This is a genomic window from Micromonospora sp. NPDC005205, from assembly GCF_040608275.1.
Classification (GTDB): Bacteria; Actinomycetota; Actinomycetes; order Mycobacteriales; family Micromonosporaceae; genus Micromonospora.
On sequence record NZ_JBEXHV010000007.1, the window covers coordinates 40,561 to 65,687 of the forward strand.

The following is a 25,127-nucleotide window of genomic DNA, read 5'->3' on the forward strand; positions in this document are numbered from 1 at the left end:
GTTGCCCTACCGTGGCCCCTGCCACGCCGTTACGGAACTCCTCCGGCCCAGCCTTGAGCAAATCTTGCGGCTGCGGTGCTCGCTAGAGGTCGGTGACCACCAGATCCACCTGCCGCATCCGTCCGGGAGCGGCGGACTGCTCCACCACTGTGTGCTTCAGCTCCCGCAGCGCGCCGACCAGCTCCGCGGCGGTGCGCGGCCGGGCGCCGGCGACGAGCAGGTCCCGGACCAGCCGCCCCTTGGTCGCCTTGTTGAAGTGGCTGACCACCGAGCGGATCGGCACGCCGTCGACCTCCCGCTCGTGCAGCACCCGCACTGTGACAGTGCGCTCGGCCAGCTCACCGCGCGGCGTCCAGGTGGCCGCGTACGCGCCGGAGCGTAGGTCCAGCACCGGGCCGCGCCCGGCGGCGCCGTCCACCGTCGGCGTCAGCTCCCTGCGCCAGTACGTCGACAGCGCCCCGACGTCGGGCAGGCGGGCGCCGATCGGGCAGCGGTACGGCGGAATCCGGTCGGCCAGTCGGACCGCGCCCCACAGCCCGGAGCTGATCAGGATCGACCGGCGGGCCGCCCGCTGCGCCGTGGCAGGCAACGAGGCCAGGTCCAACGCCTCGTAGAGCACCCCGGTGTAGAGTCGCTCGGCCGGCGCGGTGGCCGCCTCCCGCAGCCTTGCGTTGCGCCGCAGTTCGCCCCGCTGGCCCTCGCTGAGGCCGAGCGCCGCCCGCGCGGCCTCCTCGTCCGGCCCGGCGCTCAGCGCCACCAGGGCGTCCAGCACCCGCTCGCGGGCCGGGTTCAGCTCGGGCAGCGAGAGCCGGTCCGGGGCCCAACGCCGCCCGGTGCCGGCGTCAGCCTTTCCCTCCGAGGGCGGCAACAGGATGAGCATGGGTCTCCTCGACGGGCGAAACGGCGGCGCCCCACGCGCCGGCCCGGCCAGCGTACGACCAGCCCCTACCGCCAGGGCCGCACCGGGGTGTCGGGGTGGTACACGCGATAGCCGCCGACCTCCCGCACCGGCGCGGCGTCGGCTCGGTCGGCGAGCAGCCTCCGCAACCGCCGGTCCATCGGTGAGTCGATCTCCACCACGTAGCCCGGCCGCTCGGCCCGCCCCACCTGCCGCCAGTACGGTCGGTAGCGGTTCTGCCCCGGTGACAGGTTCCCGTCGAGCACCCCGCAGACCACGGACTCATCCGTGTTGAAGATCAACCGGTTGCAGGTCCAGTAGTCCCCGTACACCTCATGGGGTCCGTCGGCGCGCAGCGCGGCGGCCAGCTCCCGGGCCTGGCGTTCCTCGGTCCGCGACGCCGCGGTGCCGGTGGCCGCGAACAGCACGGTGATCACCAGGGTGGTCACTGTCAGCGCGGCCAGCACGGCGGCGGACAGCGCGCCGGTGAATCGCCCCAGCACGCTGCTGGTGCCCCGCCAGGCGGTCAACGCCGCCACCCAGAGCGGCCAGAGCACCGCCGGCAACGACAGTTGCAGCACCGACAGGTATCGGGCGTTGTCCAGCGGGCTGGTCGCGGCGAGCGGACTGCGCACGTACGACAGCAGTGTCAACGCCGCGCCGGCGACCAGCGCGAGCTGCACGACCGGCCCGACCCGCTCCCCACGTAGCCCGCCGGCCCCGCGTCCGACCCGCTCCGCACGCGGTGCCCCGGCGGCGCGCCGGTACGCGAGCACAGCGAGTGCCGCGCCGGCCAGCAGCAGCACCGGGTACAACACACCGAACCACTGCTGCCAGCGTCCGCAACCGTCCACCGGGCAGAGCCCGTGCGCCAGCGGCACGCCCTCCAGCAGGCCGCCCCGGATCCGGTCGGACCACGGCGGCTGCGGGCCGACCTTCGTGCTGACCTGCCGGAACACCGACAGCGAGTCATCACCGGGCCCGGCCCGCAGGTTGTCGACGATCATCGGGGCGACGCCGACGGCCACCCCCGCCGCCAGCAGCAGACCGGACCAGCCGAGCAGCTCCCGCCGTACCGCCCAGACCAGGGCCAACCCGGCGACAGCGAGGTACGGCAGGATCAGCCAGTCCGACCAGACGGCCAGCCCGACGAGCAGCCCGAACAGGCCGACCGCCAACCGTCGGCGGTGGACCGTGCCGGCGGCCAGCCCCACGGTGATCAGCAGCATCAGCAGCACCGCCGGCTTCACCTCCGGACGCCCGCCGACGACGGTGAGCTGGTCGCGCACCACCCGCTCCGGCCCGAGCGCGAGCAGACCCACCACGAAGGCGGCGAACCACGGGGTGCAGAGGCGGCGGGTCAACCGGTGGATCAGGTAGAGGAAGACCGCGTACAGCGCGAGCATCGGCAGGCGCAGCACCGGCCAGCTCGGCCCGGCCACCGCCACCAGGGGAGCGGCCAGGTATGACTCCAACATCCCCATGTAGTGCTGGCCGTAGAGGAAGACCGGGCGTTCCCGGCCCTGCCCGATGTGCAGCGCGGCGAGACCGAACGTCGCCTCGTCGCTGTTCGACACGGGCACGGTGAACAGCGTCAGGACCAGCCGGTAGACGACGCCGGCGAGCCCGAACAGCAGCGCGGCGAGCGCCGGTCGATCGAGTCGTGGGCGCCATCGCCCACGGTGCTGCTCTGGATGCGACACGACCAACGCCCCCGTCGTCGTCCCGACCGGAGTGTTTCACGTTCGGTCGGGCCGCCGAGGCCGATCGGCGCAGCCCGGTGGGGCCTGGGTCGACCACACGGCCGCCGGCCCGGATCGGCGCGGCCGGGGTCGGCTCGCGTGGCCGTGGCTGTCGACGTGTGGCAGGGTTGGCGCGTGCCACCCACTCCCGCCGGCCAACTGGCCGTTCCGAACCTGCACCGGGCCGCGCGGATCGAGGACGCCGTGCACCAGCTCGTCGAGCGCCGGCTGCGCCGCACCGGCTGGCGGGTCAACATCGTCGCGTACACCGGCTATGGCGCGCCGGGTTGGGTGCGGGTGATGTGTCGGGTGCTGCTGGGCCGTCCGGACACCCGTCAGCGGGGTCGGCTCGACAAGGTTCGCGGCTGGCGCAGCTTCACGACGTTGCCGAACAAGCACGTCACGGTGACCATCGAGGCCGGCGGGGTGCGACACGAGACGCGGGCCGACCGCAGCGGCTTCGTCGACACGCTGGTCGAGGCGGACCTGCCGCCCGGTTGGGGTACGGTCCGGCTCAGCGTCCCGGACGCCGAGCCGGTCGACGCCCCGGTGCGCATCCTCGACCCGGAGGTCAAGTTCGGCATCATCTCCGACATCGACGACACGGTGATGGTGACCGCGCTGCCCCGGCCGCTGCTCGCCGCATGGAACACGTTCGTGCTCGACGAGCACGCCCGCAACGCGGTGCCCGGCATGGCGGTGCTCTACGAGCGGCTGGTCACCGCGCACCCCGGCGCACCGGTCTTCTACCTCTCCACCGGCGCCTGGAACGTGGCCCCGACCCTGACCCGCTTCCTGTCCCGCCACCTCTACCCGGCCGGGCCGCTGCTGCTCACCGACTGGGGCCCGACCGCCGACCGCTGGTTCCGCAGCGGGATGGAACACAAGCGGTCCACCCTGGCCCGGCTGGCCAACGAGTTCCCCGACGTGCGCTGGCTGCTCGTCGGCGACGACGGCCAGCACGACCAGGAGATCTACCGGGAGTTCGCCGCCGCCCACCCGGAGAACGTCGCCGGGGTGGCGATCCGCCGTCTCTCCCCGACCCAGTCGGTGCTGGCCGGCACCCTGCCCGCCCCCGCCGGCCGCCCGTCGTCGGGGCCGGTGGGGCAGAAGTGGCTCTCCGCCCCGGACGGCGCCGGCCTGTGGCAACTGCTTCGCGACGCCAACCTGGTCTGATCCGCTGACGCCGACGGTGCCTCGCGCCAAGACCGGCCCGTGGGCGTCCCGTCCTGAACGGTCAGCGGCCGACTTCGCAGAGTGAAAACTGTGAAGAATACTTGCGTGGCAGTCCCGCAGCACTGAACATACTTTCGTGCGTGTCGACTTTCATCGATCCCTTCCCGGGCTGGCGCTGGTAGCGGCGCTGACGCTCGGCGCGGCCCTCCCCACGGCCGTACCTCCCTCCCCAACCACGCCGCCGGGCACCGTGCCGGTGGCCGCCCAGGCAGCCTGCGTGACAGATCCGGCCACCCCGAAACGGCAGTTCCGGGGGATGTGGATCGCCAGCGTGGCCAACATCGACTGGCCCAGCCGCACCGGCCTCACCGCCGCCGCCCAACAGGCGGAGTACCGGGGTTGGCTCGACCTGGCCAAGCAGCGTCGGATGAACGCCGTCGTCGTGCAGGTCCGTCCCGCCGCCGACGCCTTCTGGCCGTCGACGTACGAGCCGTGGTCGCAGTGGCTCACCGGAACCCAGGGAGGCAATCCCGGCTACGACCCGATGGCCTTCATGGTGGCCGAGGCGCACGCCCGCAACCTGGAGTTCCACGCCTGGTTCAACCCGTACCGGGTCGCGACCCACACCGACCTGACCAAGCTGGCCGCCAGCCACCCGGCCCGCAAGAACCCGGGCTGGGCGGTCGCCTACAACGGCCAGCTCTACTACAACCCCGGCATCCCCGCCGTCCGGGCCTTCGTGCAGACCGCGATGATGGACGCCGTCAGCCGCTACGACATCGACGCGGTGCACTGGGACGACTACTTCTACCCGTACCCGGGCAGCGGTGGGGGCTTCCCCGACCAGGCCACGTACGCCCAGTACGGCGCCGGCTTCAGCACCGTCGCCGACTGGCGGCGCAACAACGTCAACCTGCTGGTGCAGGAGATGAGTGCCAAGATCCGGGCGGCGAAGCCGTGGGTGAAGCTCGGCGTGAGCCCGTTCGGCATCTGGCGCAACGCCGGCACCGACCCGCTCGGCTCGCGCACCACCGGCCTCCAGTCGTACGACGCGATCTACGCCGACACCCGACGGTGGGTGAAGCAGGGGTGGATCGACTACATCGCCCCGCAGATCTACTGGCAGATCGGCCACCCCGCGGCCGACTACGCGGAATTGGTCCGCTGGTGGTCGGAGACCGTCAACGGCACCACAGTGCAGTTGCTCGTCGGGCAGGCCACCTACCGCGCCGGGGCCTCCGGGCAGGATGCCGCCTGGCAGGACCCGGCCGAACTCACCGACCACCTGACCCTCAACCGCGCCTACCCCCGGATCCTCGGCGACATCCACTTCAGCGCCAAGGACGTACGCGCCGACCGCATCGGTGCCGTCTCCCGGCTGACGACCGACCACTACCGCCGGCCCGCCCTGGCACCGGCCGGGGTGGGCGGTGCCGCGCCCGCCGCGCCGAACCTCACCTCGGCGGTACGCGGCACCGGCGGCGTGACGCTGAACTGGCAGCGTGGCACCGCCGGCAGTACGGCCTCGTACGCCGTGTACCGACTGCCCGGCGACGGCCCGGTCGACCCCTGCGCCCTGGCCGATGCCCGCAACCTGCTCGGCACGGTGCGTGCCTCAGGCAGCACCGGGACGTTCACCGACGCCACCGCCGCGGCCGGCTCGACCTACCGGTACCTGGTGACTGCCCTGGACCGGCTGCACCACGAGAGCCCGGCCAGCAACGCGCGGGTGGTCACCGGCACCGGCGGCACGTTCAGCGTGATCGTGGACAACACCACCACTGGTGGCTTCACCGCCGCGGCCACCTGGGGCACCTCGTCGTACCTCACCACGCGGTACGGCACGAACTACCGCTTCGCCGAGCCGCAGGCGGTCAGTGACCCGGCCTGGTTCAGCGCGACGCTGCCCGCCGCCGGCTCGTACCGGGTCGAGGTCTGGTACCCGGCCGATCCCGGCTACAACAGCGCCACGCCGCACCTGGTGGCCACCGCGAACGGGACCGTGACGGCCTCCGTCGACCAGCGCAGCGGCGGCGGCCAGTGGCGGGTGTTGGGCACCTACGACTTCGCCGCGGGGACGCGCCAGGTCGTCGGGGTCAGCCGGTGGACCAGCACGACGGGGTACGTCGTCGCCGACGCCGTCCGGATCACCCGGCTCTGAGCCCGCGCCGTTCCCCCGAGGCGTCTCGACGTCCCGGGGGAACGGTCCCGCTCACCCGTCAGTCGCGGCGGAGCCAGACGGCACCCAGCGGCGGGACCTGGAGGGCGGCCGAGGCGACCATCCCGTGCCACGGCACGTCCTCGGCCCGTACCTCGCCCAGGTTGCCCACCCCCGACCCGCCGTAGTGGTGCGCGTCGGTGTTGAGCACCTCGGTCCACGTCCCGCCGGCCGGCAGGCCGACCCGGTAGTCGTGCAGCGGCTGGGCGGAGAAGTTCGCCACGCACACCAGCGTCGAGCCGTCCGGGGCGATCCGGACGAACGACACGGTGTTGTTGGCGACGTCGTCACCGGCGATCCAGCGGAAGCCCGCCGGCTCGGTGTCCTGTGCCCAGAGCGCCGGAGTCTCCCGGTAGACCCGGTTGAGGTCACCGACGAGTCGTTGTACGCCGGCGCGGGCCGGGTCGTGGAGCAGGTACCAGTCGAGCCCGCGCTCCTCGCTCCACTCCCGGTCGTCGGCCATCTCGGAGCCCATGAAGAGTAGCTGCTTGCCGGGGTGCGCCCACATGTACGCCAGCAGCGCCCGCACGTTCGCCAGCCGCTGCCAGGTGTCGCCGGGCATCTTGCCGGCCAGTGAGCCCTTGCCGTGCACCACCTCGTCGTGGCTGATCGGCAGCACGTAGTTCTCGCTCCAGGCGTACGCCAGGGAGAAGGTGAGCTGGTGGTGGTGGTGCTGGCGGTAGATCGGGTCCTTCGAGGTGTAGAGCAGGGTGTCGTGCATCCAGCCCATGTTCCACTTGAACCCGAAGCCCAGCCCGCCCTCGGCGGTGGGGCGGGTGACCCCCGGCCAGGCGGTGGACTCTTCGGCGATCATGACGACGCCGGCGTGGTGCTTGTAGACGGTCGCGTTCACCTCCTGCATGAACGCGATGGCCTCCAGGTTCTCCCGGCCGCCGTACTTGTTGGGGGCCCACTCGCCGTGGTTGCGGGAGTAGTCCAGGTAGAGCATGGAGGCGACCGCGTCGACCCGCAGCCCGTCGACGTGGAACTGGTCGCACCAGTAGAGCGCGTTGGCGACCAGGAAGTTGCGGACCTCGTTGCGGCCGAAGTCGAAGACGTACGTGCCCCAGTCGGGGTGCTCGCCGCGCCGCGGGTCGGGGTGCTCGTAGAGAGGGGTGCCGTCGAACCGCGCGAGGGCCCACTCGTCCTTCGGGAAGTGCGCGGGCACCCAGTCCAGGAGTACGCCGATGCCGGCCTCGTGCAGCCGGTCCACCAGGTACCGGAACTCGTCCGGGTCGCCGAACCGGGAGGTCGGCGCGTAGTAGCCGGTCACCTGGTAGCCCCAGGAGCCGCCGAACGGGTGCTCCATCACGGGCAGGAACTCGACGTGCGTGAAGCCCAGCTCGGTGACGTACGCGGTGAGCTGCTCGGCCAACTCGCGGTAGCTAAGGCCGGGCCGCCACGAGCCGAGGTGCACCTCGTAGACGCTCATCGGTTCCTGGTGCGGCTGCCGTTCGGCCCGCCGGGCCAGCCAGTCCGCGTCGTTCCACCGGTAGGTCGAGTGGTGCACCACCGAGGCGGTGGCCGGCGGCACCTCGGCGTACGCCGCGAGCGGGTCGGCCTTGTCCCGCCACTGCCCGTCGGCGCCCAGCACCCGATACTTGTAGCGGGCCCCGACCCGGGCGTTGGGGACGAACAGCTCCCACACCCCGCTGGAGCCGAGCGACCGCATCGGCCAGCCGTCGTCGGGGCCCCAGCCGGTGAAGTCGCCGATCACCCGCACCCCATGGGCGTTGGGTGCCCAGACGCTGAACGCCACGCCCTCGTCGAAGACCCGGGCGCCGAGCGCCTCCCACAGTCGCTCGTGCCGGCCCTCGCGGATCAGGTGCAGGTCCAGCTCACCGAGGGTCGGCGGGTAGCGGTACGGGTCGTCGTGGGCGGTCCCGTCGACCTCCACCCGGTAGTCGAGCACCGTGCCGTCGACCTGTGCCTCGAAGACGCCCACGTCGTGCACCCGCTTCATCGGGTGCCGCTCGTCGCCGACGAGCAGCGCGACGTCGCCGGCGCCCCGGCGCATCGTGCGGATCGTCGTCGAGCCGTCGGCGGGGTGCGCGCCGAGCAGCGCGTGCGGGTCGTGCGTCGCGCCGGAGATCAGCTGGTCCATCGGTCGTCCTTCGGGGCGGCGTCGGTCGGTGCGGAGGCGGGCGGGCGGGCGGGCGACCGGCGCGGAGGGGTCGGAACAGGGCCTGACCGGCGGGGCGGAGTCGGCACGGGTGCGGTCGGCGCGGTGCCGCCGGACAGCTCCGCCGGGACGTCGGCGACGGTGAGATCCGCCGGTTCGACGCCGGCGGGATCCGGCGCGGCGGGTGCGACCGGGCGACGCACTGTCAACACGTGTGCGGGTTGCAGGTACGGGTCGAGGCGTACCGCGTTGCGCTGACCCCAGTCGTAACTCGTGCCGGTCAGCTCGTCGTGCACGGTGAACCGCTCGTGCCAGTCGAAGCCGAGCGCGGGCATGTCGAGCGTCGTGTTGCCCCACTGCACGGCGCGCGGGTCGAACGAGCAGATCACGATGACCGTGTTGCCGGTCTCCGGGTCGTGCTTCGACCAGCAGAGCAGCGCCGGGTTGTCGATCTCGTGGAAGCGCAGGTTGCGGAGCTGGTGCAGGGCCGGGTTGTCCCGGCGTACCCGGTTGAGGGTGGTCAGGAACGGTGCCAGCGAACGGCCCTGCGCCTCCGCTGCGGCCCAGTCCCGGGGCCGCAGCTCGTACTTCTCGTTGTCCAGGTACTCCTCGGCACCCGGCCGGGCCACGTGCTCGAACAGTTCGTAGCCCGCGTACAGGCCCCAGGACGGGGAGAGCAGCGCGGCCAGCACCGCCCGGATCTTGAACATCGGCGGGCCGCCGTGCTGCAACGACTCGTTCAGGATGTCCGGGGTGTTCGGCCAGAAGTTCGGCCGCATGTAGTCGGCCGCCTCGATCAACTCCTCGCAGTACGCCCGCATCTCGGCGGCCGTCGTGCGCCAGGTGAAATAGGTGTACGACTGAGTGAAGCCGACCTTGCCGAGGCCGTGCATGATCGCCGGCCGGGTGAACGCCTCGGCCAGGAACAGCACGTCCTCATCGACCGCCTTCACCTCGGCGATCAGCCAGTGCCAGAAGTCGAACGGCTTGGTGTGCGGGTTGTCCACCCGGAAGATCCGGATGCCCTCGCCGACCCAGTGCAGCACCACCCGCAGCACCTCGGCCCGGATGCCCTCCGGGTCGTTGTCGAAGTTGACCGGGTAGATGTCCTGGTACTTCTTCGGCGGGTTCTCCGCGTAGGCGATGCTGCCGTCGGCGCGGGTGGTGAACCACTCCGGGTGTTCGGTGACCCACGGGTGGTCCGGCGCGCACTGCAACGCCAGGTCCATCGCCACTTCCAGGCCCTGTGCCGCCGCCGCCTGGATGAAGGCCCGGAAGTCCGCCGGCGTACCCAGGTCGGGGTGGATCGTGTCGTGGCCGCCCTCGGCGGCGCCGATCGCCCACGGTGAGCCCACGTCGTTCGGCCCGGCGGTGAGCGCGTTGTTCGGGCCCTTGCGGTTGACCCGGCCGATCGGGTGGATCGGCGGCAGGTAGAGCACGTCGAAGCCCATCGCGGCCACCCCTGGCAGCCGCTCGGTGGCGGTCGCGAAGGTGCCGGACCGGCCGCCCACCGCTCCTTCGGAGCGGGGGAAGAACTCGTACCAGGCCGAGTAGAGCGCCCGCTTGCGGTCAACCCAGATCGAGTACGTGTCACCGGCGGTGACCAGCTCCCGCACCGGGTGCTCCCAGAGCAGGTCGGCCAGGGCCAGCGCCGGGCCGACCCGCTGGGCCAGCGGCAGGTCGGTGTCGACCAGCGCGGTGAGCGCATCGGCGACCCGGGGCCGGTCGGCGGCCGGCACGAGGCCCCGGGCGGCGGCGAGGACCCGAGCGCCCTCGGCCAGGTCGTTGGCCAGGTCCTCCGGCCCCTGCCCGGCGGCGATCTTCTTGGTCACCGCGTTCTGCCAGGTCAGGTACGGGTCCTGGAACGCCTCGACGGAGAAGGTCCACGAGCCGACGGCGTCCGGTGCGATGGTGGCGTGCCAGCGGTCCTGGCCGGGCTCGCCGGGGCGCATCCGGGTGAACGGCCTCGCCACGCCGTCCGGGCCCTGCCAGACCACGTTGCAGCCGAGCGCGTCGTGCCCCTCCCGGTAGGCGCGGGCCGACACCGGAACCGGTTCGTCGACCACCGCCTTGGCCGGGTACCGCCCGCACGAGACGACGGGGGAGACGTCTTCGATCGGGAACCGTCCAGTCACCCCGCCAACCTACTGCGCGAGATCCGTTCGCGCGCGGCCAAGCCTGCCGGTCCGCCCCACACCTGGGGGCGCACGGCAAGATCCGCGCACTTCCGGTGAAGTTGCTGCCTCAATGCCCCGTCCATGCAGCACATGCCCCGAAGTTGCGGATCTTCGCGGTTCCGGCGCGGTGCGATCAGGCGGGCTGCCCCCGGTCGGAGGAGAGCCCGGCGCCCCGGCCGGTGTTCGTCGCCCGCCAGGACGGCCAACCGTGCGGCCATGTGTCGGGCCAGTTGTCGATTCGGCCGACCGGCACGATCCCGGTGGGGCTGAGCGTGTCTCGGGCGACCCGGTCGGCGACCTCGCCGATCTCCACCGCGGTCAACGGTGCCCACCAGCCGAACCGCTCGAGCGCTCCGTCGACCACAATCTGCGCCTGATCCGGCGGTATGCCGGCGGCGGTGAGGAACCACCGCAGCGTGCGCTCGCAGTTCCCCTGCCAGCCGTCGTCGTCGACGACGGGGGTGGCGGCGAACGCCATCAGCTGTGCGACGGCGGCCTCCCAGGCGGCGACGACATCCGCCGCGTCAGCGGCCCGCGTCGGATCGAGCGACGGCAGAATGTGGTCGAAACGCTCAGCCAGGCTCTCCAACCAGTGCCGCCAGGCCAGCAGCGACTCGGCGACGAACGCCGGCGCATCAGCCGGCGTAGGGATGCGGTCGGTCACGAAGCCCACATGCTCCCGCTCCCAGGGCCCCCAGTGCCAGCGGTAGGCCCACGGACCGTACCTGTCGGACAGGATCACGCTGACGGACTCGACCCAGGCGGCGGCGTCTGAATACCCGGCCCACCCATCGTCGCCGGTCGGCTGGGGAGGCGGCGGAGGCACCAACGTCCGAGCCACCACTGACATCTCAACCGGGTCGAACGGGTACCGCGCCGGGTCGACGTCCGCCCATGTCTCGAGAAGATGCCTCAACCCGTCCGCCGCCATGGCTCAGCATCGTGGCAGCCGGCCATCCCAGCGTCGAGCGAATACCCGCGAGTCAGCCGGGCGGCGGACGCTGCTCGACGCGGAACGGGCCGCCCCCAGCGAGGTGCACGACCGCCCGCCGGTACGAAAGCGGGTCACGCCTGACCTCTGTCAACAGTCTCCGCGCCGTGGCCGAGTACGGAGCCGACAAGTGCGTCCAGTCCCGCGTGCCACCGAGCTTCGGGCCAGTCGCGCAGGTGCTCGACCAGGTCGCTGCGGACGGCGGCGAGCAGGGCATGAGCCAGGTAGTCCGCCGACTGCGGGCCGCGTGCCTCCGCGACGAGGTCGGCGAGCAGGGCGTGCCAGTGGTCGTACGCCTCATTGCGGTACGGACTGCCGCCCCCGGCACTCTCCAGCGCCAGCGTGAGCACCCGGTTGTCGAGCTTGAAGCGCAGCATGGCCCGTAGCAGCTCGACGGCCTGCTCCGCTGCCGGACGGGTGGGTGACACCGCGAGCGACTCCTGCAACCGCAGCCCCCGTTGCTCGTAGAGGGCGCGGATGAGCCCGATGCGGTCGCCGAAGCGTCGGAACAGGGTGCCCTTGCCGACGCCGGCTGCGGTGGCGATGTCGTCCATCGACACCTGATCGGGGTCGGCTGCCGCGTCGAAGAGACGCCCGGCGGCGGCCAGCACCGACTCCCTGTTGCGTAGCGCATCGGCCCGCACGGGCCCCCCTCTCGCCAAGCGGACTAGCGGTCCGTATAGTCGAAACGGACCGGCGGTCCGAATCTTATCGTGGCCGTCCCGGACGACGAAAGGATCGATCATGTCGGACACCCCCACCGCAGTGTTCCATCGCGGGATGGAGCTGCTGCTCGCCAGAGACATGGCCGGGTTCATCGCGCTGTTCGCCGAGGATGCGGTGCTGGAGCTCCCGTTCGCGCCGCCGGGCCAGCCGCGCCGGGTAGCCGGACGCGCCGAGCTGCACGACTACCTGATCAACTATCCCGACCTGCTCGACGTCCGCGAGATCCGCGACCGAACCGTGCACGAGACCACGAATCCAGAGGTCATCGTGGTCGAGTTCGTCGCCACCGGTCTTGTCGTCGCCACCGGTCGGCCGTACGAGGTGCGCTACATCGCCGTGCTGACCATCCGCGACGGGCAGCTGGTGCACTATCGCGACTACTGGGATCCGATCGCCGCACAGGAACTGCTCGGTGGCGGCCTGGTGCGCTCATGATTCTGGTCATCGGTGGCACCGGAACCACCGGCCGTATCGTCGCCGCCACGCTCGCCGAGCGTGGTCACCCCACCCGGATCGCCAGCCGACGCCCCTCCCCGGGAGGGTTCCGCTTCGACTGGTACGACCCGACCACCCACCCGGACGCTCTGAGTGGTGTGCGCGCGATCTACGCCATCCCACCGGTCGGCGAGGTCGACCCGGCACCGATCATGCTTCCCTTCCTTGACCGGGCACGCAGCGCCGGTGTCCGCCGGGTGGTTCTGCTCAGCTCCTCGGCCATCGGGCCCGCCGAACACGGACTGGGCCTGGTGCACGCACGGTTGGGTGAGCTGTTCCCGGAATGGGCGGTTCTGCGGCCGTCCTGGTTCATGGAGAACTTCGTCAGTGAGCAGCCGCACGCCGTGAGCGCCCGCGATCATGGCGAGATCGTCAGCGCCACCGGTGCCGGCAGGGTCGGCTTCGTCGACCCGGCCGACATCGCCGAGGTGGCGGTGCGGGCTCTCACGGACCCGACGCCGCACAACACCGACCACATCATCACCGGACCAGCGGCGCTGAGCTACGACGAGATCGCCGCCGTCCTCACCGAGGTCGGTGGTCGGCCGGTGCGACACCGGGCGGTCGACGCGGCGGAACTGGCCGGACGCCACAGCGTGAACGGCATACCGCCGGACTTCGCCCGCTTCCTCGCCAGCCTGGACACGGCGATCGCGGCCGGCGCGGAGGACCGGACGACGTCGACCGTCGCGGACGTGACGGGTCGCACGCCACGATCCTTCCGGGACTTCTGCCGGGACCGCCTACGCGGCGGCGGGTCGAGCTCTGGGGACGGACGTTGCGGTGAGCGTGATGACACAGGGGCATCATGATGACTCAGGGACATCACGCTCACCGGAGTGTTTCCTCGCGCGGAGGTCACTCTCCGTTGCGCACCGGCGCGACGCGCTGAGGTGACGTAGCCTCCCGCCATGATCGAACGGGTGCGGGTCGCGGTTGTCGGGGTCGGTAACAACACGTCGGCACTGGTGCAGGGGCTGGCTCTCTACCGTCAGACCGGCAGCCTGGTCGGAATCCGCAGACCGACCATCGACGGGCTCGGGGTGGAGGACATCGACATCGTCGCGGCCTTCGCCACCTCCGAGGAGAAGGTCGGTCGGGACCTGACCGAGGCGATCTTCCTGGCACCCAACAACTTCCCCCGGCTGGACTGCGACCTGCCCACAGCGGGCGTACCGGTCACGAAGGGCCTCGTCGACGCGACCGAGGTGCCGCGAGTGGCGGCGGCACTGGCGGGCGCGGAGGTGCTGCTCTACTCGGCGCCCAGCGGCCGGCCGGAGACCGCTCAGGCGTACGCCGAGGCGGCTCACACGGCGGGCGTCGCATTCATCAACACCACCGCCGACCCGGTCGCCCGCGATCCACGCCGGATGGAGAGGTTCGAGGCCGCCGGTCTGCCGCTGCTCGGCGATGACCTGGCCAGCCAGTTCGGCACCTCGGTGCTGCACAAGGCGCTGCTGCGGCTACTTGAGGAACGCGGCCTCACCCTGGTCAGCTCCTACCAGGTCAACCTGGGCGGCACCGAGGACTTCCGCAACCTGGTCGAGAACCCCGACACCAAGATGCGGTCCAAGCTCAACGCCCTGCCGAAAGGCCGGGCCGCCGACAGCGTCGAGGTCGCCCCGCTCGGCTACCTGCCGCACCTGCGCTCGCAGAAGGTGGCTCACCTCAACCTGGAGGCGCAGGGTTGGGGTGGGACAGCGGTGAGCCTCGACGTGAAGCTGAAGGTGCACGATCCGAGCGGTGCCGCCGGAGTCAACATCGACCTGATCCGCATCGCCGCGAGCGCGCTACGGGACGGACGTGGTGGTCATTGCGACGAGGCGACCTCGTTGTTCAAGTCGCCGCCCGGAACGGCGATCTGACGTCCGTCTCCCTCAGGCCGCGCCGACGGAGCGGTAGACCTCCAGGGTCTGCCGGGCGATGGCGTCCCAGGAGAAGTGCTCCACGGCACGCCGCCGGCCGGCCAGGCCGAACCGTTCGGTACGGGCCGGGTCGGCGAGCAGCGTGTTGATCGCCGCAGCGAGGTCGGCCACGAACGTCCCCGGCTTCAGCGGTGTCCCGGACCCGTCGGTGGCCTGCTCGATCGGCACCAGCAGGCCGGTCTCGTCGTCGGCCACGACCTCGGGGATACCACCGGTCGCGGTCGCCACCACGGCCGTCTCGCAGGCCATCGCCTCCAGGTTGACGATGCCCATCGGTTCGTAGACCGACGGGCAGACGAACACGGTGGCGTGCGTCAGCACCTGGATCACCTCGGGCTTCGGCAGCATCTCGGCCACCCAGACCACGCCGGAACGGTTGGCCCGCAGCTCGGCGACCAACTCCTCCACCTCGGCGGCGATCTCGGCGGTGTCCGGCGCGCCCGCGAGCAGGACGAGCTGGGTGTCCGCCGGCAACTCCCGGGCGGCCCGCAGCAGGTACGGCAGCCCCTTCTGCCGGGTGATCCTGCCCACATAGACCACGCTGGGGCGGGACGGGTCGACACCGAGCCGGTCGAGCACGTCGGTGCCCTGATCCGGGGCGTACTGAACTGTGTCGATGCCGTTGTAGACCACCCGGACCCGGTCGGGGTCGATCTGCGGGTACGCGGTGAGCACGTCGTTGCGCATCCCGCCACTGACCGCGATCACCGCGTCGGCGGCCTGCATCGCGGTGCGCTCGATCCAGGAGGAGAGCGCGTAACCGCCGCCGAGCTGCTCAGCCTTCCACGGCCGCAGCGGCTCCAGGCTGTGCGCGGTCACCACGTGCGGCACCCCGTGCAGCAGCTTCGCGGTGTGGCCGGCCAGGTTCGCGTACCACGTGTGGCTGTGCACCACGTCGGTGCCGGCCGCGCCGGCGGCCATCTCCAGGTCCACGCCCATCGTGCGCAGCGCGGCGTTCGCGCCGGTCAGGCCCGGCGGTTCGGCGTACGCGGTGACGCCCGGCTCGGTACGCGGCAGGCCGAAGCAGTGCACCCGTACGTCGGCGAGGCTGCGCAACTCCCGAGCCAGGTACTCGACGTGCACGCCCGCGCCGCCGTAGACCTCCGGCGGGTACTCGCGGGTGAGCAGATCGACGCGCAGCGGGGTGGGTTCGTTCATGACCCCGCACCCTAGTGCAGAAGACTCCCCGTACGAGTGGTGAAGTGGGACGCGGGTGGATAGCGTCGTGGCATGGCTGCCAAGGTGCTCGCGATCGTCCTGGCGGGTGGGGAGGGCAAGCGCCTGATGCCACTCACCACGGATCGGGCCAAGCCGGCCGTCCCGTTCGGCGGGATGTACCGCATGGTCGATTTCGTCCTCTCCAACCTGGCCAACGCCGGCTATCTCAAGATCGTCGTGCTGACCCAGTACAAGTCCCACTCTCTCGACCGACACATCACCAAGACCTGGCGGATGTCCACGCTGCTCGGCAACTACGTCACCCCGGTGCCCGCGCAGCAGCGTCGTGGCCCGTGGTGGTTCGCCGGCTCGGCCGACGCCATCTACCAGAGCTTCAACCTCATCAACGACGAGCAGCCCGACTACGTGATCGTCTTCGGCGCCGACCACATCTACCGGATGGACCCGCGGCAGATGGTGGAGGACCACATCGCGTCCGGCGCGGCGGTGACCGTCGCCGGCATCCGCCAGCCGCTGTCGATGGCCGACCAGTTCGGCGTCATCGAGGTCGGCGAGGACGGCAAGCGGATCCGGGCGTTCCGTGAGAAGCCCACCGACGCTGTCGGCCTGCCCGACGCGCCGGACGAGATCTACGCCTCGATGGGCAACTACGTCTTCACCACCCGGGCGCTCTGTGAGGCGGTCGAGCGCGACGCCGAAGACAAGTCCAGCAAGCACGACATGGGCGGCAGCATCATCCCGATGCTCGTGGAGCGCGGCGAGGCCAACGTCTACGACTTCCGCGACAACGAGGTGCCCGGCAGCACCGACCGCGATCGCGGCTACTGGCGGGACGTGGGGACGCTCGACTCGTTCTACGACGCGCACATGGATCTGATCAACGTGCACCCCGTCTTCAACATGTACAACTTCGACTGGCCGATCTACACCGAGCAGCCGCCGTGGCCGCCGGCGAAGTTCGTCCACCAGTGGGGTGAGCGGGTCGGCCGCGCGGTCGGCTCGATGGTTTCCCCGGGCGTGGTGATCTCCGGCTCGTTGGTGGAGAACTCGATCGTCTCGCCGAAGGTGCGGGTGCATTCCTGGGCGCACGTCGAGGGCTCGGTGCTGATGGAGGGTGTGGAGATCGGCCGGCACGCGGTGGTCCGGCGGGCCATCCTGGACAAGAACGTGTTCGTCCCGGAGGGCGTCGAGATCGGCGTCGACCTGGAGAAGGACCGGCAGCGTTACACCGTTTCCGACAACGGCATCGTGGTGATCGGCAAGGGCCAGAAGGTCGAGCCGTGACCGACAGGCACTCCCCGAGGAGGATCTCGCAGTGACCCACCCCCGTGCCGGCCAGCCCGCCGAGCCCGCCGACCTGGTCGACGTGCCGCGCCTGGTGACCGCCTACTACGCCGAGCATCCGGATCCCGCGGACCCGGCCCAGCAGGTCTCCTTCGGCACCTCCGGCCACCGCGGCTCCAGCCTGCGTAACGCGTTCAACTCCGACCACATCCTGGCGGTCACCCAGGCGCTCTGCGACTACCGGCGCGAGCAGGGGCTCGACGGGCCGCTCTTCCTCGCCCGGGACACCCACGCGCTCTCCGCGCCGGCCGCGGTGGACGCCCTGGAGGTGCTCGCCGCTAACGGGGTCACCGTGCTGGTGGACAGCCGCGACGGTTACACCCCGACCCCGGCGTTGTCGCACGCGATCCTCACGCACAACCGTGGGCGGACCAGCGGGCTCGCCGACGGCATCGTCATCACCCCGTCGCACAACCCGCCCGACGACGGCGGTTTCAAGTACAACCCCACAAACGGTGGGCCGGCCGACACCGACGTGACCAGGTGGATCCAGGACCGGGCCAACGCCATCCTGGCCGCCGGGCTCAAGGAGGTCCGCCGGATCACCTACGCGCGGGCGCGGGCCGCCGACACCACCGGGGAGTACGACTTCCTCGCCACCTACGTCGACGACCTGCCGGCGGCGATCGACATCGACGCGATCCGCGATGCGGGGATCCGCATCGGCGCGGACCCGTTGGGCGGGGCGAGCGTGGCGTACTGGGGTGAGATCGCCGAGCGGCACCGCCTGGACCTGACAGTGGTCAACCCGACTGTCGACCCGACCTGGCGGTTCATGACCCTGGACGGCGACGGCAAGATCCGGATGGACTGCTCCTCGCCGAATGCGATGGCGTCGCTGATCGCCGCGCGGGCCGACTACCAGATCTCCACGGGCAACGACGCCGACGCCGACCGGCACGGCATCGTCACCCCGGACGCCGGGCTGATGAACCCCAACCACTACCTGGCGGTGGCGATCGGTCACCTGTTCCGCACCCGCACCGAGTGGGGGCCGAACGCCGCGGTGGGCAAGACCCTGGTCTCCTCGTCGATGATCGACCGGGTCGCCGCCGACCTGGGTCGGCCGCTGCTGGAGGTGCCGGTCGGCTTCAAGTGGTTCGTGCCCGGCCTGCTCGACGGCGCTGTCGGTTTCGGTGGCGAGGAGAGCGCCGGGGCGTCGTTCCTGCGGCGTGACGGCTCGACCTGGACCACCGACAAGGACGGCCTGCTGCTCTGCCTGCTCGCTGCCGAGATCCAGGCCACCACCGGCCGCAGCCCGAGCGAGCACTGGGCGGAGTTGGCCGAGCGTTTCGGCGCGCCCTCGTACGCCCGGATCGACGCTCCGGCCACCCGGGAGCAGAAGGCGGTGCTCGGCAAGCTCTCCCCGGAGCAGGTCACCGCCACCGAGCTCGCCGGTGAGCCGATCACCGCGACGCTGACCACCGCCCCCGGTAACGGCGCGGCGATCGGCGGCCTCAAGGTCAGCACCGAGTCCGGCTGGTTCGCCGCCCGTCCGTCCGGCACCGAGGACGTCTACAAGATCTACGCCGAGTCCTTCCAGGGCCCCGACCACCTCAAGCAGATCCAGGAAGAAGCCAAGAACCTGGTAGACCAAGCCCTGACCCAGTCCTGACCCCACCCTCTCCCGCCCCGTCGCAGTTGATCATGAAGTTATTGCCATCCGGCACGGCGTGTCATGGCAATAACTTCATGATCAACGAGGTCGAAGGTGGGGGTGGGGTGGGTCAGCAGGGTGGGGGGTCGGCGGGTGGGGGTAGGTCCTGGCCGCGTCGGCGTAGCTCTTCGGGGAGCAGTTCGCGGAGCTGCTCGGGGAGGAACGGCAGGTCGAGCAGCGTCATCTTCAACTGGTTGCGCTCCTGGTAGCGCAGCGGGTCGAAGCGGACCACCAGACCGGCGTCGCGCCGGTACGAGATGTCCACCGTGCCGTCCGTCGCGGCGTCGCGGAACACCAACCCGTCCATCTCCACGACGACCGGCGACGAGTTGGGCTGCAACTCCAACCGGATCTTCTCGTCCGGGGAGAGCACCACCGCCCGGGAGATGCCGGCCATCGGCGCCGCTGGCGTGATCACCACCGAGTCCGCCGCCGGGGAGATCAGTGGACCGCCGGCCGCGTAGCTGTACGCCGTCGAGCCGGTCGGAGTGGCGACCACAACGGCGTCGCTGCGGTAGTAGCCGTACTGCTGGCCGTCGATGGCGAGCGTGACGCTGACGAAACCGGCGCCCGGCTGACGGACCAACGCGATGTCGTTGAACGCCACGACGTCGTCGCCGCACACGTCACAGGCGAGGCAGGCGTGCGACTCGATCGTGAAGTCCTTCGACAGCAGCCGGCTCAGCGCCTCGGGCAGTTCCGGCGGTTCGATCTCGACGAGAAACCCCAACCGACCCAGGTGTACGCCGAGCACCGGTTTCGGGTCGAGGACGGCGGATCGCAGCGCACCCAGCATGGTGCCGTCGCCGCCGATGCTGATCAGGGCGTCGGCACGGGACGCCACCTGGTCCGCCGGCACCGGTTCGACAGAGGACGGGACGCGGTGCTGGTCTTCCTCGCGCACGTACAACGTCTTGCGGTGACGCGTCGCCCACCGTTCGATGATCCCGACCACCTCGGTGACATCCCGGGTGGGGTGCAGCACAAGTCCCAGCCCCGACACCCGTACAGCTCACCACATCGGCGGCGACCGTACCCGGCGTACACCGAAGGTGCGCCGACGGCCCGCGGACCGTCGGCGCACCTCGCCGCCGTCAGGGGCGGGGCTGCCCGGTGAGGTGGGTCAGTGAGCGGGCGACCAGGTCGTCGCGGGCCGCCGGGGGGAGGCCCTCCAACCCGAAGCCCAGATAGACGGTGTCCCCGGTGACCACCACCGAACCCTCCTCGAACGCCTGCTGACTGCGCGACCAGTCGTTGGCGTTACCACCGGAGCCGGCCGGTGGCCCGGCCACCGTCCAGCCTCCCAGGTCGGCGGACTCGAACGAGGTCTCCGCCACCGTCGACCCGTCGACCACCACCCGGGCGTCGTCCAGGAAGACGCCAAGACCCTGGGTGCCCCAGTCCGAGGCGTACGTGATCGACACCTCGACCTGTTTGCCGGCGTACGCGGTCAGGTCGACGACGAACTCCTTCCAGCCGCTCGACGTCCCGGTCGCCGCGTTCCAGCTTCCGGTGCTGCCGGTGGGGGAGCAGCCCGCGCCCTGGTAGTGGGCGAGGAACGGGTGCAGTTGGCCCCAACCCGAGGCGCAGCTCTCCCCGGTGACCGTGCTGGTCTTGCCGTTGACGTCCGGCAGTGTCGTCCACTCGTCGCTGCCCACCTCGTGCGCCTCGACGAAGAGGAAGTCCCAGTCCTGCTCGATCTCGTACGAGGTGAAGAAGCGCAGTTCTCCGCTGCTCGCCCCGCTGAGGTCCACGGTGCGGGTGAGCCGCTTGTACGACTCGTCGGCCTGCCCGCTGTGCAGGTACCACTCACCCGTACGCGGGTCGAAGGGCGCACCACCCGGTCGGGTCCAGCCCACCGGCGCTGAGCTGGCGAACTGCGGGAACTCGTCCGGCGGCAGGAAACTCGACGTGGTCAGGAACGCCGCGGTGTGTCCCTGGTTCTCCGCCGACCCGGAGCCGTTGAGCTGGCCGGTGAAACCGGTGAACGCGCCGTCGCTTCCGGCGACCGGGAACGCCTCCCCCTCCGGAGAGGTACCGCCGTCGCTGACGTAGGTGTGCGCCCCCAACCAGTACTGCTGGAAGTCGTTCAGCAGCGGCAGGCAGACGGGATCGTCGGCGTTCGTGCACTCCGGCGGTGCGTCCGGGTGGTAGACGTACGAACCGTTGGCGCCTTGGGCGAACAACGCGTACTGGCCGCTGACGAGGAGCTTCCCGCCCTCGTTCAGGTAGTCCCGAACGGCCAGTTCGGTGTCCAGCGCAGCCCTGGCCGTGGTGCCGGCGACCTGGCCGGGGGAGCGCATGATCACGTCGTCACCGGTCTCCCACACCACGGCCTTGTAGTGCGACAGCACCCCGAGCGGGTGCGGCGCCTTACGGCCCATCACGTCGAAGTCGTACACGTCGCTGGTGCGCCCGGCGGCGCTCAGCGACGCAGCGACCTCGTCGGCGTACTTCGCTGTGGTGCCGGTCTGCGCCGGGCTGAGGCCGGTGACGTCCTCCGCGGCGAGGACCAGCACGTCCCCTCCGATGTCGGTGTGCACCCGGTAGGTGAAGTGAACGCTTGCGACCACCCCGGACCGGGGTTTGTTGCCGGTGAACCAGACCTCCACCCGGTCGCCCGGCTTCGTGCCGCCGACAGTGCCGCGAAGCTCGGCGTAGTAGTCGTCGTGCGTGTCGCCGTACCGCTCACCGCCGCGCCACTCGCGGACCGCGACTGTCTTCGGCCGCCCGCCGTTGACCGTGTAGTGCATCTTCACGTTCTTCAGCGCCCGCCGGGTGATCGCGGCGACCTGCTGGGTGCGCCCGTACGAGGTGTCGAAGGCGTCCACGACGAAGTCCGGGGTGCTCCGTCCGACGACCGAGACCGGCTCGTCCGGGTCCGCCGCCGACTTGGCCACGGCCAGCGCGAAGGGCAGGTTCTTGCTCACCTCCCCAGCGATCAACTCCTCGTCGTCGGGGAAGATGAAGCCGCTGACGCAGTCCTCCGGGCGCCACTCGTCGTCGGGGTCGACCGCCGAGGCGGCCTCACACGTGGACATCTCCGGGGTGAAGCCCAGCGTGCCGTACCGAACGGTGGCGTGGCTGTCGGTGTCACCGTTCGTGGTGTAAAGCTCGGCGGAGATGTCCGGGTCGTAGCCGGGCACCGCCGGGTGCGCGTCGTCACCGGCCATCGCCTTGTAGATCTCGTCGTCCGGGGTGGGAGTGCTCACCTGCCAACCGAGGCCGTAGAGCAGCAGTTCGGCCGCCGAGTGGTAGTTGACGAAGAACTCGAACCCGACCCGCTTGAAGAGGCGGTCCAGTGCCTTGGTCTCCGGCTCCGAGTTGGCACCCGGACCCCGGTAGGTCTCGCTGCTCGGCTCCGGCGACGAACCCTCGTTGTCGTACCCCCACTTGTAGCTGAAGTTGCGGTTGAGGTCGACGCCGTCGCCGGAGCCGACCTGCCCGTCGCCGTTGTTGTCCCGCAGGTTCTTGCGCCACAGGCGGTTGCCGGAGGTGAAGGTGTGGTCGTAGCCGTCCGGGTTGGCGACCGGTAGGAACCACAGCTCGGTCGTGTCCAGCAGTCGGGTGATCTCCCGGTCGGTGCCGTAGCTGTCCAGGACGTGGTGCATCAGTCGGCGGGTCATCTCCGGCGTGATCCACTCGCGGGCGTGCTGCGCGCCCGCGTAGAGCACGGCGGGCCGCTTCCCGTCCTCGACGGTCCGCGCGTTCTTGGTGACCTTCACGGCGACGATCGGCTGGCCCTGCTGCGTGCGGCCGATCGTCTCCACCTTGGTCAGCTTGGGATATCGAGCCGCTGTGGCGTTCAGCTCGTCCCGCAGGCCGCCCGGCTCCCCATAGGGTCGGAACGCCGTCCAACCCGCCGCCGCCTGCTCCCGCAGCGCCTGCGACGCGTCCTTGCCGCGCACCTTCTTCACCGCCAACGGGACGCCCTGGTCGGTCAACCGTTTCGCCTGCCGGCGGCTGAGCACCGTCTCGACAGTCGTGTTGCCGGTCGAGTCCGTCTTCGCGTCGTGGCCGAGGTCGACCCCCGCCGCGCGTAGCTGATCCCGCTGTTTCGCGTCGACAGTGCCGACGTACACCTCCAGGCCGTCGCGGACGCCCGGGTCGGACGGCGGCCGCGCGCTGGCCGGTGGGGTCAGTGCCAGTGCGCCGAGCAGGGTGACCACGCCGGCGATCGCCAGTCGTCTCGGTCTCATCGCGCCTCCTTGGGTGAAGGACCTGTAGGCGCGAGCCTTCGGTGTGGACTGATCTCTGTCAATCGGTCGATGGGCGGGTCGTTGCTGCCCGTGTCGATGCCGGAGCCGGCTGTGACAGGTGGCGGGTCGTATGGGGAGGCTCCGTCAGCTCGCGCCGGGGCCGACGCGGGGAGTGCGCCGGCCCCGGTTGCGGCGGCGTCAGCGTGCCAGCGGAATCCCGGCGCGTCGGTCGGGAAGCGGTCCGGGCAGGATGCCGCAGAGTCGGGCGAGCTGGTCGGTGACCTTGTCGGGTTCGTCGAACGGGTCCAGTCCACTCACCTCGAAGGGGTCCAGGACCGGTACCGTCACGTGCGAGATCAGCGGGTGCAGCGGTCGGTGGTCGGCCTCGCCCTGACCGAGCAGGTCCTCGTGCAGCTTCTCCCCGGGGCGGAGCCCGGTGTAGACGATCGGGACCGGGCTGGCCGCCTGCTCGACCATGCGGCGGGCCAGGTCGTCGATCCGGACCGGCTCGCCCATGTCGAGCACCAGTGCCTCTCCGTCGCGGCCGATGGCGGCTGCCTGGAGGACCAGGTGCACCGCCTCCTGCACCGTCATCAGGTAGCGGGTGACGTTGGGGTCGGTGACGGTCAGCGGCTGCCTTGCCTCGATCTGCCGTTGGAAGGCGGTCACCACCGATCCACGACTGCTCAGGACGTTGCCGAACCGGACGCTCAGGAAGGTGCCCGGGTAGGTCGCCGCTGCGTGCGCGGTAAGCATCTCGGTGATGCGCTTCGAGTAGCCGAGGACGCTGATCGGGTCGGCGGCCTTGTCGGTGGAGATGTTGACGAAACGGGCGACGTCCCGGCACGCGTCCAGCACTGTGAGCGTTCCCCAGACGTTCGTCTTGACCGCCTCGCCCGGGTGCCGTTCCAGCAGGGTCAGGTGCTTGAGCGCGGCGGCGTGGAAGACGATCTCGGGGCGGCGTTCCCGCATGATGCGCCGGACACCCTCATCGTCCCGCAGGTCGGCGAGGATGAGTTCGGGTCCGTCCAGCAGCGCCCGCCCGGTGAGTGACATCTGAAGGCTGTGCAGGGCCGACTCGTCCCGGTCCAGCATCATCAGCTCACCGGGGTTGGCGCGCATGATCTGCCGGCACAGCTCCGAGCCGATCGAGCCCCCGGCGCCGGTGACCAGAACGCGTCGACCGGTGAGCCCGTTGTCGTCCAGGGTCAGGTCGCCGACCACCTGGCGTCGGCCGAGCAGGTCACTGATCTGTACGTCCCGCACGTCGCTGACCGTGATCCGGTGATCCACCAGCTCCCGGACCGGTGGCAGGACCTTGAACGCCGTGCCGGTGCGCAGGGTCGCCTCCCGCACCTCGCGGATCAGCGTGGCGTCGGCGTTGGCCACCGCGAAGATCACCGTGGTGGCGCCGGTGCGGCGGATCACGTCGACGAGGTGCTGCCGGCCGCCCAGCACCGGGACACCGGCGATGCGCAGGTCGTGTTTGCCCGGGTCATCGTCGAGCGCGCCGACGGGTAGGTAGCGGCCCTTCGGGTCGCTGAGCATCGCGCGTACCAGCCCCTGCCCGGCCTCGCCGAAACCGAAGAGGAGCACCGGGGTCGCCGAGCGGGCGTCCGGTCGCATCGCACGGTCGCGCCGGTGGCGGTGCAGGAGACGGCAGCTGAGCATCAACAGCAGCGCCAGCGCGGCACCGATCACGGGGGTGCTGGCCGGCACCGGACGTTCGCCCAGCGCGAGAAGGGCGACGAGGACGATAGCCGCCGTGGTGGCGGTGGTGCCGGCGAGCCCCCGAACCTCCTCGACGGTGCCGAGGGGCTGACGACCGGACCGAATGCGACGCAGTGCGCTGACGCCGACGTGCAGCACGGCGGCTCCGCCGCCGAGCAGTATCGCGTTGACCGCCTGATCGATGGTGAGAGCGAGCTCGTACCTCGCCCAGCCTGCGACCGTGAACCCGCCGACCCAGCCGAGGGCGTCGGCGGCGAGGAAGATGGCGGTCCGACGACTGACCCTGGCCCGGCCGGTGGCTGTCGACGCCGTTGGCTCAACCCGTTGTATCTCCGGCGGCATCTACGACTCCCTGTCCTGTCCGTGGCCGAAGATGACCCAGGGCAGGTCAGGGGCCACGAACGTCCCCTAACTGCTTAGCGGAATATGCGCCGCCAAATCCGGTTTTCACATTTCTATGACCGGTTGTCTGATTCGACGTCGGGAATCCCGGGGTCGCCGACGGCCATCGGCAGCGCGCCCAGCATCGTGCCGTCACCCCCGATGG

General features: G+C 70.9%; 17 protein-coding genes. 7 read left to right on the plus strand and 10 right to left on the minus strand.

Going from position 1 to position 25,127, the window contains the following annotated elements; translation table 11 throughout:
• Positions 1 to 82: 82 nt before the first annotated feature.
• Together yaaA and ABZU43_RS15185 are read right to left on the minus strand one after the other, a co-directional pair.
• Positions 83 to 880 carry a peroxide stress protein YaaA gene (yaaA, locus tag ABZU43_RS15180; RefSeq protein WP_355007120.1) on the minus strand — a complete coding sequence of 266 codons (798 nt, stop codon included), beginning with the start codon at positions 878 to 880 and terminating at the stop codon, positions 83 to 85.
• Positions 881 to 945: 65 nt separating this feature from the next.
• Positions 946 to 2,601, minus strand: coding sequence for a hypothetical protein (locus ABZU43_RS15185; protein WP_355007121.1), 1,656 nt, complete (start codon positions 2,599 to 2,601; stop codon positions 946 to 948).
• 174 nt (positions 2,602 to 2,775) lie between these two features.
• Between ABZU43_RS15185 and ABZU43_RS15190 the strand changes: the two genes are divergently transcribed.
• Positions 2,776 to 3,816 carry a phosphatase domain-containing protein gene (locus tag ABZU43_RS15190; RefSeq protein ID WP_355007122.1) on the plus strand — a complete coding sequence of 347 codons (1,041 nt, stop codon included), beginning with the start codon at positions 2,776 to 2,778 and terminating at the stop codon, positions 3,814 to 3,816.
• Positions 3,817 to 3,952: 136 nt separating this feature from the next.
• Positions 3,953 to 5,977 carry a family 10 glycosylhydrolase gene (locus tag ABZU43_RS15195; RefSeq protein WP_355007123.1) on the plus strand — a complete coding sequence of 675 codons (2,025 nt, stop codon included), beginning with the start codon at positions 3,953 to 3,955 and terminating at the stop codon, positions 5,975 to 5,977.
• A gap of 58 nt (positions 5,978 to 6,035) precedes the next feature.
• On the opposite strand, the gene glgB is transcribed toward ABZU43_RS15195, so the two are convergent.
• From glgB to ABZU43_RS15215, 4 genes are all read right to left on the minus strand, one after another.
• Positions 6,036 to 8,138, minus strand: coding sequence for a 1,4-alpha-glucan branching protein GlgB (gene glgB, locus ABZU43_RS15200; protein WP_355007124.1), 2,103 nt, complete (start codon positions 8,136 to 8,138; stop codon positions 6,036 to 6,038).
• Positions 8,126 to 10,291 (minus strand): maltotransferase domain-containing protein, encoded by a 2,166-nt coding sequence (locus ABZU43_RS15205; RefSeq protein ID WP_355007125.1) that lies wholly within the window; start codon positions 10,289 to 10,291, stop codon positions 8,126 to 8,128. The genes glgB and ABZU43_RS15205 overlap by 13 nt, the downstream gene beginning before the upstream one ends.
• Positions 10,292 to 10,466: 175 nt before the next feature.
• A complete protein-coding gene (locus tag ABZU43_RS15210; protein ID WP_355007319.1) occupies positions 10,467 to 11,183 on the minus strand; it encodes a hypothetical protein in 717 nt (238 codons plus the stop codon).
• Between the two features lie 215 nt (positions 11,184 to 11,398).
• Positions 11,399 to 11,968, minus strand: a complete 570-nt coding sequence (locus ABZU43_RS15215) for a helix-turn-helix domain-containing protein (protein ID WP_355007126.1) — start codon at positions 11,966 to 11,968, stop codon at positions 11,399 to 11,401.
• 100 nt (positions 11,969 to 12,068) lie between these two features.
• Between ABZU43_RS15215 and ABZU43_RS15220 the strand changes: the two genes are divergently transcribed.
• From ABZU43_RS15220 to ABZU43_RS15230, 3 genes are all read left to right on the plus strand, one after another.
• Positions 12,069 to 12,485 (plus strand): nuclear transport factor 2 family protein, encoded by a 417-nt coding sequence (locus ABZU43_RS15220; RefSeq protein ID WP_355007127.1) that lies wholly within the window; start codon positions 12,069 to 12,071, stop codon positions 12,483 to 12,485.
• Entirely contained in the window at positions 12,482 to 13,357 is an 876-nt protein-coding gene (locus tag ABZU43_RS15225; protein WP_355007128.1) for an ergot alkaloid biosynthesis protein, read from the plus strand. Before ABZU43_RS15220 ends, ABZU43_RS15225 begins: the two co-directional genes overlap by 4 nt.
• A 99-nt stretch (positions 13,358 to 13,456) precedes the next feature.
• Entirely contained in the window at positions 13,457 to 14,410 is a 954-nt protein-coding gene (locus ABZU43_RS15230; RefSeq protein ID WP_355007129.1) for an inositol-3-phosphate synthase, read from the plus strand.
• Between the two features lie 12 nt (positions 14,411 to 14,422).
• Here ABZU43_RS15230 and glgA read toward each other — a convergent pair whose 3' ends face one another.
• Complete coding sequence (gene glgA, locus ABZU43_RS15235) at positions 14,423 to 15,628, minus strand: glycogen synthase (protein WP_355007130.1); 1,206 nt, start codon at positions 15,626 to 15,628, stop codon at positions 14,423 to 14,425.
• Between the two features lie 72 nt (positions 15,629 to 15,700).
• Here glgA and glgC point away from each other — a divergent pair, with 72 nt between their 5' ends.
• Together glgC and pgm are read left to right on the plus strand one after the other, a co-directional pair.
• Complete coding sequence (glgC, locus tag ABZU43_RS15240; protein ID WP_355007131.1) at positions 15,701 to 16,933, plus strand: glucose-1-phosphate adenylyltransferase; 1,233 nt, start codon at positions 15,701 to 15,703, stop codon at positions 16,931 to 16,933.
• A 31-nt stretch (positions 16,934 to 16,964) separates the two neighbouring features.
• Positions 16,965 to 18,608, plus strand: a complete 1,644-nt coding sequence (gene pgm, locus ABZU43_RS15245; protein ID WP_355007132.1) for a phosphoglucomutase (alpha-D-glucose-1,6-bisphosphate-dependent) — start codon at positions 16,965 to 16,967, stop codon at positions 18,606 to 18,608.
• Positions 18,609 to 18,720: 112 nt separating this feature from the next.
• Here pgm and ABZU43_RS15250 read toward each other — a convergent pair whose 3' ends face one another.
• The 3 genes from ABZU43_RS15250 to ABZU43_RS15260 all read right to left on the minus strand — a co-directional run bounded on the left by ABZU43_RS15250 (position 18,721) and on the right by ABZU43_RS15260 (position 24,922).
• Complete coding sequence (locus ABZU43_RS15250; protein WP_355007133.1) at positions 18,721 to 19,653, minus strand: NAD(+)/NADH kinase; 933 nt, start codon at positions 19,651 to 19,653, stop codon at positions 18,721 to 18,723.
• 91 nt (positions 19,654 to 19,744) lie between these two features.
• A complete protein-coding gene (locus ABZU43_RS15255) occupies positions 19,745 to 22,849 on the minus strand; it encodes a M14 family zinc carboxypeptidase (RefSeq protein ID WP_355007134.1) in 3,105 nt (1,034 codons plus the stop codon).
• 198 nt (positions 22,850 to 23,047) lie between these two features.
• Complete coding sequence (locus ABZU43_RS15260; RefSeq protein WP_355007135.1) at positions 23,048 to 24,922, minus strand: nucleoside-diphosphate sugar epimerase/dehydratase; 1,875 nt, start codon at positions 24,920 to 24,922, stop codon at positions 23,048 to 23,050.
• Between the last annotated feature and the right edge of the window lie 205 nt (positions 24,923 to 25,127).

Excerpts from the sequence above, each read along its gene's own strand:
- yaaA (WP_355007120.1), bottom strand. The coding sequence starts at position 880 with ATGCTCATCCTGTTGCCGCCCTCGGAGGGAAAGGCTGACGCCGGCACC.
- glgB (WP_355007124.1), bottom strand. The coding sequence starts at position 8,138 with ATGGACCAGCTGATCTCCGGCGCGACGCACGACCCGCACGCGCTGCTC.
- ABZU43_RS15210 (WP_355007319.1), bottom strand. The coding sequence starts at position 11,183 with ATGTCAGTGGTGGCTCGGACGTTGGTGCCTCCGCCGCCTCCCCAGCCG.
- ABZU43_RS15220 (WP_355007127.1), top strand. The coding sequence starts at position 12,069 with ATGTCGGACACCCCCACCGCAGTGTTCCATCGCGGGATGGAGCTGCTG.
- ABZU43_RS15225 (WP_355007128.1), top strand. The coding sequence starts at position 12,482 with ATGATTCTGGTCATCGGTGGCACCGGAACCACCGGCCGTATCGTCGCC.
- ABZU43_RS15230 (WP_355007129.1), top strand. The coding sequence starts at position 13,457 with ATGATCGAACGGGTGCGGGTCGCGGTTGTCGGGGTCGGTAACAACACG.
- glgA (WP_355007130.1), bottom strand. The coding sequence starts at position 15,628 with ATGAACGAACCCACCCCGCTGCGCGTCGATCTGCTCACCCGCGAGTAC.
- glgC (WP_355007131.1), top strand. The coding sequence starts at position 15,701 with ATGGCTGCCAAGGTGCTCGCGATCGTCCTGGCGGGTGGGGAGGGCAAG.
- ABZU43_RS15255 (WP_355007134.1), bottom strand. The coding sequence starts at position 22,849 with ATGAGACCGAGACGACTGGCGATCGCCGGCGTGGTCACCCTGCTCGGC.
- ABZU43_RS15260 (WP_355007135.1), bottom strand. The coding sequence starts at position 24,922 with ATGCCGCCGGAGATACAACGGGTTGAGCCAACGGCGTCGACAGCCACC.